At 72.3% G+C, this 13137-nt stretch carries 15 protein-coding genes and 3 pseudogenes; 10 read left to right on the top strand and 8 right to left on the bottom strand.

Annotation, left to right across the window (positions count from 1 at the left end):
- Positions 1-8 precede the first annotated feature (8 nt).
- Positions 9-1186 (top strand): annotated as a pseudogene (gene galK / locus H0S67_RS11670) (galactokinase).
- Between the two features lie 28 nt (positions 1187-1214).
- Here galK and H0S67_RS11665 read toward each other — a convergent pair.
- Together H0S67_RS11665 and H0S67_RS11660 are read right to left on the bottom strand one after the other, a co-directional pair.
- The gene (locus H0S67_RS11665; RefSeq protein WP_246354678.1) at positions 1215-2525 is read right to left on the bottom strand and encodes a DUF2252 domain-containing protein; all 1311 of its coding nucleotides are present in this window, start codon (positions 2523-2525) and stop codon (positions 1215-1217) included.
- 8 nt (positions 2526-2533) lie between these two features.
- Complete coding sequence (locus H0S67_RS11660) at positions 2534-3172, bottom strand: hypothetical protein (protein WP_180933204.1); 639 nt, start codon at positions 3170-3172, stop codon at positions 2534-2536.
- A gap of 110 nt (positions 3173-3282) precedes the next feature.
- On the opposite strand from H0S67_RS11660, the gene H0S67_RS11655 reads away from it, so the two are divergent.
- From H0S67_RS11655 to H0S67_RS11645, 3 genes and pseudogenes are all read left to right on the top strand, one after another.
- Positions 3283-3570: a YiaA/YiaB family inner membrane protein gene (locus H0S67_RS11655; RefSeq protein WP_180933203.1), complete on the top strand. Its 288-nt coding sequence runs from the start codon at positions 3283-3285 to the stop codon at positions 3568-3570.
- Between the two features lie 155 nt (positions 3571-3725).
- Positions 3726-4385 (top strand): hypothetical protein, encoded by a 660-nt coding sequence (locus tag H0S67_RS11650; RefSeq protein WP_180933202.1) that lies wholly within the window; start codon positions 3726-3728, stop codon positions 4383-4385.
- A 43-nt stretch (positions 4386-4428) separates the two neighbouring features.
- Positions 4429-5885 (top strand): annotated as a pseudogene (locus H0S67_RS11645) (LLM class flavin-dependent oxidoreductase).
- Positions 5886-5889: 4 nt separating this feature from the next.
- Here the strand turns inward: H0S67_RS11645 and H0S67_RS28175 are convergent.
- The gene (locus H0S67_RS28175) at positions 5890-6354 is read right to left on the bottom strand and encodes an acyl-CoA dehydrogenase family protein (RefSeq protein ID WP_246354675.1); all 465 of its coding nucleotides are present in this window, start codon (positions 6352-6354) and stop codon (positions 5890-5892) included.
- A 127-nt stretch (positions 6355-6481) separates the two neighbouring features.
- Positions 6482-6706, bottom strand: a pseudogene (locus H0S67_RS28170) (acyl-CoA dehydrogenase family protein); the annotation flags it as partial.
- Here H0S67_RS28170 and H0S67_RS28165 point away from each other — a divergent pair.
- Positions 6654-7130: a hypothetical protein gene (locus H0S67_RS28165; RefSeq protein WP_246354674.1), complete on the top strand. Its 477-nt coding sequence runs from the start codon at positions 6654-6656 to the stop codon at positions 7128-7130. The pseudogene H0S67_RS28170 and the gene H0S67_RS28165 overlap by 53 nt on opposite strands.
- Here the strand turns inward: H0S67_RS28165 and H0S67_RS11635 are convergent.
- A complete protein-coding gene (locus tag H0S67_RS11635) occupies positions 7105-8484 on the bottom strand; it encodes an acyl-CoA dehydrogenase family protein (RefSeq protein ID WP_180933201.1) in 1380 nt (459 codons plus the stop codon). The two genes, H0S67_RS28165 and H0S67_RS11635, sit on opposite strands and share 26 nt — an antisense overlap.
- Before the next feature lie 87 nt (positions 8485-8571).
- Here H0S67_RS11635 and def point away from each other — a divergent pair, with 87 nt between their 5' ends.
- The 3 genes from def to H0S67_RS11625 are packed head-to-tail and all read left to right on the top strand — an operon-like array spanning position 8572 to position 9761.
- On the top strand, positions 8572-9156 hold the full coding sequence (def, locus tag H0S67_RS11630) for a peptide deformylase (RefSeq protein WP_180933200.1): 585 nt from the start codon (positions 8572-8574) through the stop codon (positions 9154-9156).
- A 12-nt stretch (positions 9157-9168) separates the two neighbouring features.
- Complete coding sequence (locus tag H0S67_RS26710) at positions 9169-9297, top strand: dihydrofolate reductase family protein (RefSeq protein WP_281368837.1); 129 nt, start codon at positions 9169-9171, stop codon at positions 9295-9297.
- A complete protein-coding gene (locus H0S67_RS11625) occupies positions 9294-9761 on the top strand; it encodes a dihydrofolate reductase family protein (RefSeq protein WP_281368836.1) in 468 nt (155 codons plus the stop codon). Before H0S67_RS26710 ends, H0S67_RS11625 begins: the two co-directional genes overlap by 4 nt.
- Here the strand turns inward: H0S67_RS11625 and H0S67_RS11620 are convergent.
- Complete coding sequence (locus tag H0S67_RS11620; RefSeq protein ID WP_180933199.1) at positions 9758-10066, bottom strand: thioredoxin family protein; 309 nt, start codon at positions 10064-10066, stop codon at positions 9758-9760. The two genes, H0S67_RS11625 and H0S67_RS11620, sit on opposite strands and share 4 nt — an antisense overlap.
- Positions 10067-10148: 82 nt before the next feature.
- Here H0S67_RS11620 and H0S67_RS23605 point away from each other — a divergent pair, with 82 nt between their 5' ends.
- Complete coding sequence (locus H0S67_RS23605) at positions 10149-10433, top strand: hypothetical protein (protein ID WP_219635233.1); 285 nt, start codon at positions 10149-10151, stop codon at positions 10431-10433.
- Positions 10430-10951, top strand: a complete 522-nt coding sequence (locus tag H0S67_RS11610) for a GNAT family N-acetyltransferase (RefSeq protein ID WP_219635232.1) — start codon at positions 10430-10432, stop codon at positions 10949-10951. Before H0S67_RS23605 ends, H0S67_RS11610 begins: the two co-directional genes overlap by 4 nt.
- A 92-nt stretch (positions 10952-11043) precedes the next feature.
- Here H0S67_RS11610 and H0S67_RS11605 read toward each other — a convergent pair whose 3' ends face one another.
- Both H0S67_RS11605 and cobA read right to left on the bottom strand, forming a co-directional pair.
- Positions 11044-11847, bottom strand: coding sequence for a TrmH family RNA methyltransferase (locus tag H0S67_RS11605; RefSeq protein WP_180933198.1), 804 nt, complete (start codon positions 11845-11847; stop codon positions 11044-11046).
- Entirely contained in the window at positions 11847-13109 is a 1263-nt protein-coding gene (cobA, locus tag H0S67_RS11600; protein WP_180933197.1) for a uroporphyrinogen-III C-methyltransferase, read from the bottom strand. The genes H0S67_RS11605 and cobA overlap by 1 nt, the downstream gene beginning before the upstream one ends.
- Between the last annotated feature and the right edge of the window lie 28 nt (positions 13110-13137).

The following is a 13137-nucleotide window of genomic DNA, read 5'->3' as shown; positions in this document are numbered from 1 at the left end:
TGACGGCCATGTCCTTCGTGGAGCCCGGTTCCCCCGCCGATCTCGCGCGCGAGGTGCGCAACCACTTCGAGTCGGCCTTCGGGTCCTCGGCGACCGTCGTCGGCCGTGCCCCCGGACGGGTCAACCTCATCGGCGAGCACACCGACTACAACGCCGGCCTCTGCCTGCCGCTCGCGCTCCCGCACGCGACGTACGCGCGGTCGCCCCGCGCGACGACCGCCGGGTGCGGATCACCAGCCTCCAGGCGCCGGAGCCGTGGGAGGGCACCGTCGACCGGCTCGGGCCCGGAGAGGTGTCCGGCTGGGCGGCGTACGCCGCGGGCGTGCTGTGGGCGCTCCGCGAGGCCGGGCACGACGTCCCGGGCGTCGACGTCTTCGTCCACGGGACCGTCCCGCTCGGGGCGGGCCTGTCCAGCTCGGCCGCGCTCGAGTGCTCGGTCGCCGTCGCCCTCGTCGACCTGCTCGGCCCGGACGCGACCGCGGCGGACCGGCACGGGCTGGTCGCCGCCTGCATGCGTGCCGAGACCGAGGTCGCAGGCGCACCCACCGGCGGCATGGACCAGACGGTGGCGCTGATGGCCGAGGCCGGTGCGGCGCTGCTCATCGACTTCGAGGACCACACCACGCGGCAGGTGCCATTGGCCCTCGAAGTCGCGGGCCTGGCGCTGCTGGTCACCGACACCCGCGTCTCCCATGCGCTGGTCGACGGCGGCTACGCCGCCCGCCGCAAGGACTGCGAGGACGCCGCCACGGGGCTCGGGGTGCCCTCGCTGCGGCACGCCTCCCTGGCCGCGGTGGAGGGTCTCGACGACGAGCGGATCCGCCGCCGGGCCCGCCACGTGGTGAGCGAGATCGAGCGGGTGCGTGCGACCACCGCGGCGATCGACGCCGGCGACTGGCGGGAGGTGGGCCGTCAGTTCCTGGACTCCCACGTCTCGATGCGCGACGACTTCGAGATCTCCTGCCCCGAGCTGGACACGGTCGTGCAGACCGCGGTCGAGGCGGGTGCCGTCGGCGCCCGGATGACGGGTGGCGGCTTCGGCGGCTCCGCGGTCTCCCTGGTGCCCGAGGAACGGGTCGAGGCCGTCGTGCGTGCGGTCGACACCGCGTTCGTGGCCGCCGGCTTCCGCGCGCCCCAGCACCTGCTGGTCGAACCGTCGGCCGGCGCGGGCATCGTGCAGCAGTGAGCCCGATCACGGGAGCGGAACGTCCGGCTCAGGTGGAGGAGACGCCGATCTTCCCCTGGCGGAACGCGTGCACGAAGTGGGCGTGGTCCTCGCGCACCTGCTCGGCGTAGGTCATCCCGAAGTCGGTCACCCAGGTCGTGAACTCGCGGCGCCGCCCCTCGACGCTCTTCGCGATGGCCTCCTCGACCTGGAAGTCCACGAGGTCCTGGGAGCTGTCCTCGTCCGAGGCGCAGTGGATCTTGGCCGTCGCCCGGCCCAGCAGGTCGACGACCGCCGCGATGTCGTCCGGCTCGGTGATGTCCGACCAGTCCAGGTCCACCTCGTAGGGCGACACCTCGGAGACGACGTACCCGACGCCGTCGATCGTGGTGTAGCCCAGCAGCGGGTCGGTGTGGACCTGCAGTGCCCGCTGGCTCACGACCGTGCGGTGTCCCTCGTGCTCGAAGTAGTCGTCGACCTCGCTGGTGTCGACGAACCGGCTCACAGCCGGGATGTTGGCCTGCTTCATCGAGAGCAGCACGTCGTTGTCCAGCGCCTGGCTGTAGCCCTCGACCAGCAGGTTGTACGCCGGGAGACCGGCGCTGCCGATCCCGAACCCGGACTTTCCCGCGACGTCCCGCAGCTCGTAGAAAAGCTCGCGGTCGAACCGCTTGTCCTCGGGGATCGTGTCGAGGTAGCCCTCGAACGCGCGGACCACCTGGGCCCGCTCCTTCTTCCCCAGCCGGCGCACCGAGGAGTCCTCGCGCAGCACCCGGGCGCCGTCGCTGAGGACGGTCGCGTCGTCGAGCAGCTCGGCCCGCCGCTGCATGCGAGCCGTCACGAGGGCCTCGTGGATGGGGCCGTGGGTGTTGTCGAGGTGCAGCGCGAAGTCGTCGTCGTCCTCGCTCTTGCGGTAGGCGTCGACCTGCGAGAGGTAGGAGCGGAGGTACTTGCCGATCAGCGAGCGGACGTCGTCCTCGGGCAGTGCCTTCTGCCAGCCCACGAGGGCGAGCGAGGCGGCGAACCGCTGCAGGTCCCAGGTGAAGCGGCCGAGGTAGGCCTCGTCGAAGTCGTTGATGTCGAAGACCAGCCTGCCGTCGGAGTTGAGGTAGGTGCCGAAGTTCTCGACGTGGAGGTCTCCGTGGATCCAGATGCGGCCGCTGCGGTCGTCGGCGTACGGGTCCTCGTCCTGGGTGACGTCGGCGTAGAACAGGCAGGCGCTCCCCCGGTAGAACGCGTGCGGGTCGGCCGCCATCTTGCGGTACTTGCCGCGGAAGGCGACCGGGTCGGCCTTCATCAGCGGCGCGAACGCGTCGTCGAGGACGGAGACGATCAGGTCGGGGCGTGAAGTGTCGGACACGCTTGTCACTATGCCCGCACCCCGGTCGGCCGAACCGTGGTCGAGCGCAGCCCGTGCGCCCGCAGCTGGAGCTCCGCGAGGCGGGCGATGACCTCCCGGTCGTCGGTGCGCAGGGCTCCCACCGGGTCGTCGGTGACGCGCGCGAGCACGTGCATCGGCTGGTGGGTGACGGCCCGGAGCGCGAACAGGTCGAGGTCGGCCTCGCTGTCGATGAACCGCTGCCCCGCCGTGGCCTCCCGGACGTAGCGGATCCGGCCGGGCAGGTAGCGCGTGCCCACCACGAGGATCGGGATGGCCGCGATCGAGAGACCCAACCAGAAGGCGAGCCGCTCGGCGGCCCGGACCTCCGCCCGGCCCGCCTCCGCGAGCTGCTGGGAGGCCGAGGAGGCCTGGTCGAAGGGTGACGACACGCTGTCCCCCACCACCGGTACGCCGCTCAGGGCGTCGCCCGCGTCGGTCAGCGATCCCGCCAGGCTGGTGGCCGAGTCCGCAGTCTGCTGGCCGGGTCCGGCCAGCTCGAGGGTCTGGTCGTGCACCGCGTGCCCGATCCAGATCCACGCGACGAGCCAGCAGACGAACAGGACGTCTCCGATCAGCTGCCCGGCGAAGCGGGCGTGCGTGTCGGCGTACAGCTTGGGGGCGGGCATCCGGTCCTCCTGGGCGCGACGTGCTGGGTATGCCTACTCAGGTACCCGCTCTGGAGGTCGAGTAGGCACGCGGATACCGGCGCCCTACCCGCGGCGCGAGGCTTGCGGCCATGAGCACTCCGAACCAGTCCAAGAACACCAGCGCCTTCTTCCTGCAGGCCGGCGTCTCCTTCGGCATCGCCCTGCTGACCATGATCGTGGCGGTCCTCTACCTGCCCGTCGATCCCTGGATCCGCGCCTTCCTCGGCCTCGGCACCATGTTCCTGACCACCTCGTCGTTCACGCTCGCCAAGTGCGTCCGCGACGCCCAGGAGAACCAGTACGTCGTCTCCCGGCTCGACCAGGCCCGCGTGGACAAGCTCCTCGCGGAGCACGACCCCTTCCGGGCGATCTCCTGACCCTCATCGCGTCCCTCACCCCGACCGTCCACCAGGGCGGGTGCGCCGATCCGGTGCACCCGCCCTTCACCTGCGCCTCCGCCCGCGTGCTTGACTCGTGAGGAGCCGACGACGCACGGACCGTCGGACGTCGATCAACGAAGGGATGCGCCAACGTGCCGCACAAGTTCTCACTCGGCAGGATCAAGGAAACCGCTCTGGGGACCATCAAGGACCCCGCCGGAGTCGCCGGGAAGGCGGTGGACCAGGCCAAGGGGACCGTCGCGCGCGGCAAGCTCGTCGCCGACCACGTGACGAAGTCGGCGTCCGGGGTCGTCATCTCCCGCCTGCCGGGCCGCAAGGCCACGCCGAAGGCGCCCGAAGCTCCGGCGAGTGCGCCGACCCCGCCGGCGCAGCGCACGTCCGCGGCCCCCGAGGTCCCCGCGAACAAGGCCCCCGAGAAGAAGGCGCCCGCCAAGAAGGCGCCCGCCAAGAAGGCGCCCGCCAAGAAGGCGCCGGCCGCGAACAAGACCACCACGACCACCAGCATCGACGCAGCCGCGGACCCCGCCGCCGTGGACGTGACCCCGGCCGACGTCGCCGGGTCGGTGGCCAGGAAGTCTCCTGCCAGGAAGTCCCCTGCCACGAAGGCGGCCAAGAAGGCGCCGCCGTCGGCCCCCGGGGCCAAGCTGCCTCCCACCAAGGCCCCCGCGAAGAAGGCGCCGGCCAAGAAGGCTCCCTCCGCCAAGGCGGCCACGAGCGCGCCGGCGAAGAAGGCCGCCACCACCAGGCCCACCACTTCCGAGCCCACGGCCACGGACATCGGCCGCGGCTGACCGACCCCTCGCACCGCGACGCAGCGCCGGGCAGAATCCGCTCATGCGGATCCCTGACCCGGCGCTGGTCGTGCTGGTCGGCCCCTCGGGCGCCGGCAAGTCGACCTGGGCGGCGGCGCGGTACCGGCGCGAGGAGGTCGTGTCCTCCGACGCGCTGCGCGGCGTCGTCGGCAGCGGTCCACACGACCTGGACGCCACGGAAGAGGCGTTCACGCTCCTGGAGCGGATCGTGGACGCGCGGCTGGCCCGCGGTCTCACCACGGTGGTGGACACCCTCGGCCTCGACGCGGAGCGCCGCTCGCGCTGGCTGCTCGCGGCGCGCGGAGCCGGCCTCCCCGCCGTCCTGGTTCTCATGGACACCCCGGACGCGGAGTGCCGTCGGCGCAACTCGTCGCGTGACCGACCGGTGCCGGCGTCGGCCCTGGCCGGCCAGCTGCGACGCCATCGTGAGCTGGTCCGGGCGGCGGAGGCCGAAGGCTGGGACCTCGTGCACCGGGTGGAGCCCGACACGGGTCGTGTGGCGGACAGTGCGGCAGAGCGCACCGTGCACCGCACGACTCCGGAGCGGAGGACCTCGCAGGGGCTGCGCGTGGTCCTCCAGGTGTCCCGGTTCCCGTGGGGCGAGGACCCGGCCGGCTGGATGGCCGCGATCGCCCGGGCTGCCGACGAGGCGGGGTTCGCCGGCCTCGCACTGATGGACCACCTCATCCAGATCCCCCAGGTCGACCGGGCGTGGGAGCCGATCCCGGAGCCGTGGGTCACCCTGGGGCTGGTCGCCGGGCTCGGGACCGGGCTGAGCCTGGGCACCCTCGTCACGCCGGTGACGTTCCGGCCCGCCGGCATCACCGCCAAGGCTGCGGCCACCCTGGACGCGCTCACCGGAGGTCGTGCGTTCGTCGGTGTCGGGGCCGGCTGGTGGGCCCGGGAGCACGCGGCGTACGGCCTCGATCTCCCACCCGCCCGCGAACGGCTGGACGCCCTGGCGGCCGCGATCGAGACGATGCGCGCCCTGTGGGCGCCGGGCACCAAGGCGTACGACGGGCAGCGCGTCAGCCTGCCCGAGACGACGTGCTACCCCGACCGGCCGGACGCATCCCGGTGATCGTCGGCGGGAGCGGCGAACGGCGGACCCTGCGGATCGCGGCCGAGCTCGCCGACGGCTGCAACGTGCCCTCGGACCTCGAGACGCTGGACCGCAAGGTCGATGTGCTCCGTGCGCACTGCCGGGCGGTGGGGCGTGACCCTGCCGAGGTCGCGGTCACGGTGCTCGACCTCCCGGTCGTCGGCCGGGACCGTGACGACACCTGGGCGCGCGTCGAGCGGCAGCGGGGCCGCTCCCCCGCAGCCGCCTTCGCACGGCGAACGAACGCCGGCACCCCGGCCGACCAGCGCGACCGCTACGGGGTGCTGGCCGACCGGGGTGTCGACACGGTGTTCGTGGCGCTGCGGGACCTGGCCGGCCCGGAGGACGTCGCGGCCCTGGCGCCCCTGCTGGCCTGAGGCGCTACTTGAGAGCGGTGCTCGACAGGCCCAGCACGCGGCGGGCCACGATCAGCTGCTGGATCTGCTGGGTGCCCTCGAAGATGTCGAGGATCTTGGAGTCCCTCGCCCACTTCTCCAGCAGCTCGGTCTCGCTGTAGCCGACGGAGCCGGCCAGCTCGACGCAGCTGAGGGTGATGTCGGAGCCCACGCGGCCGGCCTTCGCCTTGGCCATCGAGGCCTCCAGCGAGTTGGGCTTGCGGTTGTCGGCCATCCACGCCGCCTGCAGCATCAGCAGGTGCGCGGCCTCCCAGTCGGCCTCCATCTGGAGGAACTTGGCGGCAGCGGCGGACTGGGTGACGGCCGGGCGGTCGTAGTCGACGACGACGCCGGCCTGCTCCAGCAGCTCGCGGGTCAGGTCGAGGGCGGCCTTGGCGCAGCCGACGGCCATCGCGGCCACCAGGGGCCGGGTGTTGTCGAAGGTCGCCATCGCGCGCCGCGAAGCCCTGCTTGACGTCGACCTCCGGGGAGCCGAGGAGGTTCTCCTTCGGCACCCGGCAGTCCTCGAAGATGATCGTGGCGGTGTCGGAGGCCTTGATGCCGAGCTTGTGCTCGAGCCGGTCCACCCGCATCCCGGGCGTCCCCTTCGGCACCACGAACGACTTGATCGCGGCGCGGCCCAGCGACCGGTCGAGGGTTGCCCACACGACGACGGCATCGCAGCGGTCTCCGGAGGTGACGTAGATCTTCTCGCCGTTGAGGACGTACTCGTCGCCGTCGAGGGTCGCCGTGGTCTTGATGTTGGCGGAGTCCGAGCCGGTGCCCGGCTCGGTGATCGCCATCCCGGCCCACACGCCCTCGAACCGCTTCAGCTGCTCGTCGTCGGCGACGCTGGCGATGGCGGAGTTGCCGAGGCCCTGGCGGGGCATCGAGAGCAGCAGGCCGACGTCGCCCCAGCACATCTCCTGGATCGACATGACGGAGGCGAGGTTCGCGCCGTTCTTCACGCCGGTGTCCTGGTCGCTCTCGTCGCGACGTACGCCGGCGGCACCCGCCCCCTCGCCGGCGCCGGACTCCGAGAGCCCGTCGATCATCGCCGCGAGCATGTCGAGCTCCTTGGGGTACTCGTGCTCGGCACGGTCGTACTTGCGGGAGATCGGCCGCAGCATGTTCATGGCGACCTGGTGGGCCTGTCCCGCCAGCGGCCGGAACTTCTTCGGGTCGTCGAGATTGATGGCCATCAGACAAGCACCGCACCTTCCATGATTCCGACGGCCCGGAGGTCGCGGTACCACCGCTCCACCGGGTGCTCCTTGACGAACCCGTGGCCACCGAGCAGCTGGACGCCGTCGAGGCCGATCTGCATGCCCTTGTCGGCGCACAGCTTCCGGGCCAGTGCGACCTCGCGGGCGAAGTCCTTGCCCGCGGCGGCCCGGGCGGCCGCCTTGTAGGTCAGCAGCCGCATCGACTGCAGCTCGATGGCGATGTTGGCGACCATGAAGGCCACGGACTGGCGGTGCGCGATCGGCTCGCCGAACGCCTCACGCTCCTTCACGTACGGCGTCACGTAGTCCAGCACCGCCTGGCCGGCGCCGACGGCCAGCGCGCACCAGGCCAGGCGCGAGAGCCGCACGCACTCGGCGTACGTCGTGCCGTCGGTCGTGCCGAGGACGGCACTGTCGGGGACCTCCACGTCGGTGAGCGTGAGCCTGGTCAGGGCTGCGGCCCGGACGCCCATCGCCGGGTCACCCTCGACCTCGAGGCCGTCGGTGCCGCCCTCGACGAGGAACAGCACCGGCTTCCCGTCGAGCTCGGCGCCCACGACGAAGAGCTCTGCCTCGGCGCCGCGCACGACGAGCGACTTCACGCCGTTGAGGACGTAGCCGTCGCCGCTGCGCGTCGCGGTGGTCGACGGGTCGAGCACGTCGAAGAGCACCGTGGGCTCGTTGAGGGCGAGGGCGGCCGCGGGAACCTCGTCCCCGGTGAAGGCCGGCAGGTAGGTCTGCTGCTGCTCGTCGGTGCCCCAGAGCGCGAGGGCGGTCGCGACCGAACCCGGAGCCAGCGCCGCAACGGCCAGGCCCAGGTCCCCCTTCGCCAGCGCCTCGGCGACGAGGGTGCCGGCCATGGCCGAGCGCTCCTCGGAGATGCCGCCGAGCGCCTCCGGGACGCCGAGGATGGGCAGCCCGATCTCGAGGCTCGCCTTGAGCAGCGCATCGGGTGCCTCGCAGGACTCGTCGGCCTCGGTCGCGGCGGGGCGGACGACCTCGTCGGCGAACTCGGTGACCACGTCGACGAGCATCTGCTCGTCCTCGGTGGGGGTGAGGTCGAAGACCCCCTTCGGCGCCGCGGCCGGGACCCTTACGCCGGGCTTGCCCTTCTTCCCCGCCTTCGTGAAGCCGCGGCTGGCGGTCGTCATGGTCTTGAAGCCACTGCGGGTCACCGTGAACACGGCCTGCTCGGCCTGCTTGCGCAGCCCCAGCCGGTCGATGAGGTCGCTCTGCGCGACCCGGCTCAGCGCCGCCACCGCGAACCCGATCGGATCGCGCGACTCCTGGGAGGACAGCCCGTGCTTGCCGCCGGGCCTGAGGCCCGTGCTCTTGAAGCTCTTCGTCAGGGACATGCGGCAAATGTAACTCGGAGTTACACGCGCGGCTACAGGTCGGGTGGTGTCCCGGGTCACACGTGTCGCTTCGCTAGGCTCCCGCCCATGCCTGACGCCCCCGAACATGCGCCGTACGGTCCCCTCCCCGACGGCGGCACCGTCCGTCCGATGACCCGGTGGGGCACGCCCGTCATGCACCGTGCCCAGCAGCCGGTGACGGCGTACGACGACGACCTGCGGGCACTCGTGGCCGACATGGTCGCGACGATGTACGCCGCGGACGGCGTCGGCCTGGCGGCCTGCCAGATCGGGGTCGACCTGGCGGTGTTCGTCTTCGACTGCCCCGACGAGTCGGGCGAGCGGACCGTGGGCGTCGTGTGCAACCCGGTCCTCACGCTGCCGGAGGGACGCGACCGGCGCCTCGACGACGGCGACGAGGGCTGCCTGTCCTTCCCCGGGGCCTTCGTCGAGTGTGCTCGCCCCGACGTCGCCACGGTGCGCGGCACCGGCCTCACCGGCGAGCCGGTGGAGTTCTCCGGCGACGGTCTCCTGGCCCGCTGCCTGCAGCACGAGACCGACCACACCCTCGGCACGGTCTTCGGTGACCGGCTCTCGACCAAGCAGCGCAAGAAGCTGCAGAAACAGCACGACAAGGCCGTCGAAGAGTTCCCGGAGGGCTGGCCGGCCTGAGAACGTGTCGGCATGAAGAAGGTCGTGCTGTTCATGTCGGTCTCAGTCGACGGGTTCATCGCGGGTCCGGACGGGGACCTCGGCTGGCACCGCGTGGACGAGGAGGTGCACGAGCACTTCAACGAGGTCCTGTCGGGATGAGCGGTTTCCTCGACGGGCGGGTGACATGGGAACTGATGGCCGACTTCTGGCCGACCGCCGACGCCGATCCGGACGCCCCGGCCCCGATCGCCGACTTCGCGCGGATCTGGCGGGAGATGCCCAAGGTCGTCTACTCGCGCACGCTGTCCTCGGCCGGCTGGAACACCGCGATCCGGCGCGAGGTCTCGGCCCCGGAGATCCGCTCGATGTGCGCCGATCCGGGTGGTGACCTGGCGCTGGGCGGCGCCGACCTCGCATCGACGTTCCTCGCGCAGGACCTGGTGGACGAGCTGCGGCTCTACGTGCACCCGACGCTGGTCGGCCACGGGAAGCGGCTCTTCACCTCCGACCTCGTGCGCGACCTCGCGCTCGTCGAGAGCCGCGTCTTCGGGAACGGCGTCGTGCTGCTGAGGTACTCGCGGTCCGAGCCCCGGAACCAGACCCGGAACCAGACCCGGAACTAGACCCGGTCGCGCAGGGCCCGGGCCAGCTGGTCGACCGACGGGGCCCCGTCCGGGCCGGTGGTGGTCCGGTAGAGCCGGCACGCCAGCGCGACCGACGCCCCGGGCTCCGCGAACGGGTCCGCCCCGTCGATGTGGACGCTGGGTGAGCCGAGGAAGCCCCACGCCTCCGCCTCGTCCTGGCCGGACACCAGCACGTGCTCGATCTCGAGCTCTCCGATGCCGACGGCCTCCATGGCCGCTCGGAGCCGAGCGTCGGCCACGGCCCGGTGCGGGCACCCGTCGACGTACAGCAGCTCGATCCTCATCGCATCATCATCCCCGCCCGCGGGTACGGGGCAAGCGAGGGAGGTACCGACGATGAGACTGCTACGAGGTCTGCTCGGAGGGTTGCTCTGGATCCTGGCCGCGGTCGTGGGCCTGGTGGCGGTGATCCTGTGCGTGACCGTGATCCTGCTGCCCCTGGGCCTGCCGCTGCTCGGACAGGCGCGGCGGATGTTCACGACGAGCGTGCGGCTGATGCTGCCGCCGGCGCTGGCGCACCCGGTGAAGACGGCGGACAAGAACGCGCGCAAGAAGGGCCGGAAGGCGAAGGATGTGGTGCCCGACGCTGTCGGGAAGGCGACGAAAAGAAGTCGCAACCCGTTCCGGCGCCGGAGCACAATCCTGGGGTGACGACACCGCCGGGGACCACGAGACCTTCCGTCCGCATCGTCCAGCTGGACGGGGCCACCCTGGCGGCACTGGCTGACGGCGATCTCGCGCGCGCCCGCGACACCTCGCCCGTGGAGCTCACCGAGTGGCTGGCGAGCCCCGAGTGCGTCAGCACCTGGCGCCGACGGGCCCTCCAGGTGGTCGAGACCCCGGAGGACGCGGCGTGGGTCACCGGGGTCGTCTGGGACGACGACGAGCAGCGAGCGGTCGGACGGGCAGGCTTCCACGCGGCGCCGGACCCCGACGGGATGGTGGAGGTCGGGTACGGCATCGACCCTGTCTGCCGGCGTCGGGGCTACGCCCGCGCCGCGCTGGAGGCCATGCTGTCGCGCGCCCGGGCTGACCCGGCCGTCCGCACGCTGCGCGCCACGGTCTCCCCGGCAACGCTGCGTCGCTGGCGCTCATCGCCCAGTACCCCTTCGTGGAGAACGGCGAGCAGTGGGACGACGAGGACGGGCTGGAGATCATCTACGAGCTGACGGTCTGAAGCACTGACTGCCGTCGTGCACGGTCGCGTGGCGCTCGGTCGGGACCTGGCCGGGCTGTTCCGAGCGACAGCGCGGTCGCGCATTCAACGGCGGGCGGTGACGTAGCACGCGACGGCGGTGGCCGCGGCGACGTTGAGGGAGTCGATGCCCTCCCGCATCGGGATGATCGCGCGGCGGTCCGCGGACTGTTCCCAGCGGGCCGAGAGGCCGTGCCCCTCCGAGCCCAGGACCAGCGCGACCTTGTCGACGCCCGCCACCGCGGACTCGATGGGCGTGGCGTCGTCGGCGAGGGTGAGCGCCACGGTGGTGAAGCCGTACGAAGACAGCGTGGGCAGCGCGTCGTACCAGTCGGGCAGCCTGGTCCAGGGTGTCGAGAAGACCGCGCCCATGCCCACCTTGATGGAGCGGCGGTAGAGCGGGTCCGCGCACCGCGGCGCCAGCAGCACCGCGTCGAAGCCCAGGGCGGCACCGGACCTGAAGATGGCCCCCACGTTGGTGTGGTCGACGATGTCCTCGAGCACCAGCACCGACCGGGCGCCCTCCAGGACCGAGGCGACGGACGGGAGTGGGAGTCGTTCCAGCGAGGCCAGGGCCCCACGGTGGACGTGGAAGCCGGTGACCTCCTCGGCCAGGGCCTCGGACATCACGAAGCAGGGCGCGTCGGTGGTGCCGAGCACGTCGGCGAGCCCGTCGAGCCACCTCGGCGCCATCAGGAACGACCGGGGTGAGAAGCCGCCCTCGACGGCACGGCGTACGACCTTCTCCCCCTCGGCGAGGAACAGGCCGTGCGTCGTCTCCAGCGCCTTGCGCAGCTGGACGTCTCGCAGGTCGCGGTAGTCGGCGAGGCGCGGGTCGGCGGGGTCGGTGATCTCGAGCAGGGTGGCCATCAGTCGGGTCTCGACACGTTCGCTTCGCTCACTGCTCGACCACCGAAAGCCTGCGGGTGGGCCACCGCCACCACTCCCCCCACCACGATGATCGCGGGCGCCTTCACCCGCTCGGTCTCGATGTCACGCCCCAGTGACGCGAGCGTGGAGAGTACCGTGCGCTCCCCCGGCATGGTCCCGTCGCAGACCACCGCGACCGGGGTCGAGAGCGGGCGGCCGCCGTCGACGAGCGCCGCGGCGATGGCGCCCGCGTTGTGCACGGCCATCATCAGGACGACGGTGCCCGACATCCCGGCGACGGCACCCCAGTTCACGAGCGACTCCGGGTGCCCGGGCGGCAGGTGGCCGGAGATCACGGTGAACTCGTGCGCCACCCCCCGGTGGGTGACCGGGATCCCGGCGACGGCGGGTACGGCGACCGGACTGGTCAGCCCCGGGATCACGGTCACCGGGACGCCGGCCTCGCGGCAGGCGAGGACCTCCTCGTAGCCGCGGCCGAACACGAAGTTGTCGCCGCCCTTGAACCGCACCACCAGCTTGCCCTCGAGCGCCCGCTCGACGATGACCCGGTTGATCTCCTCCTGCTGGGCCGAGCGGCCGCGCGGCAGCTTCGCCACGTCGATCAGCTCCACGTCGCTGGGCAGCTCGCTGAGCAGCTCGCGCGGCGCCAACCGGTCCGCGACGACGACGTCGGCCTCCATCAGCGCCTTGCGTCCCGCGACCGACATCAGGTCCGGGTCGCCCGGGCCACCGCCGACCAGCACGACCCCGGCCCGGCGGTCACGCTGGTGCCGGGCCACGATCGTGCCCTCACGCAGCCCCTCGAGGATCTCGTCGCGGACGGCCGCGGAGCGTCGGGGCTCGCGGTTGCCCAGCACCGCCACGGTCACGCCGGCGTGCCGGCCCACGGCCGGGGTCCACGCGGTGGCCCGGGTGGCGTCGTCGGCGCGGACGCAGAAGATGCGGCGCTCCTCCGCGGCGACGGTGACGCGCTCGTTGGCCTCGGTGTCGTCGGTCGCAGCGATGGCGTACCACGCGCCGTCGAGGTCCGGCTCCTCGAAGCCGCGCTCCACCCAGGTCACCTCGCCGGAGCCGACCAGCCCCTCGAGCGCCGGGGTGACCTCGGGCGAGACCACGGTGACGACGGCCCCGACGGCCAGCAGCGCCGGCACCCGACGCTGGGCGACGTGCCCGCCACCGACGACCACCACAGGTCGCCCGGCGAGCCGGAGGCCGGAGGGGTACGGCGGGAAGTCGTCCACCGCACCATCATCGCTGGGGTCCGTGCCC

The sequence above is a fragment of the Nocardioides ungokensis genome (genome assembly GCF_013466985.1).
GTDB classification, from domain to species: domain Bacteria; phylum Actinomycetota; class Actinomycetes; order Propionibacteriales; family Nocardioidaceae; genus Nocardioides; species Nocardioides ungokensis.
This window is presented reverse-complemented; position numbering and strand designations above follow the sequence as displayed.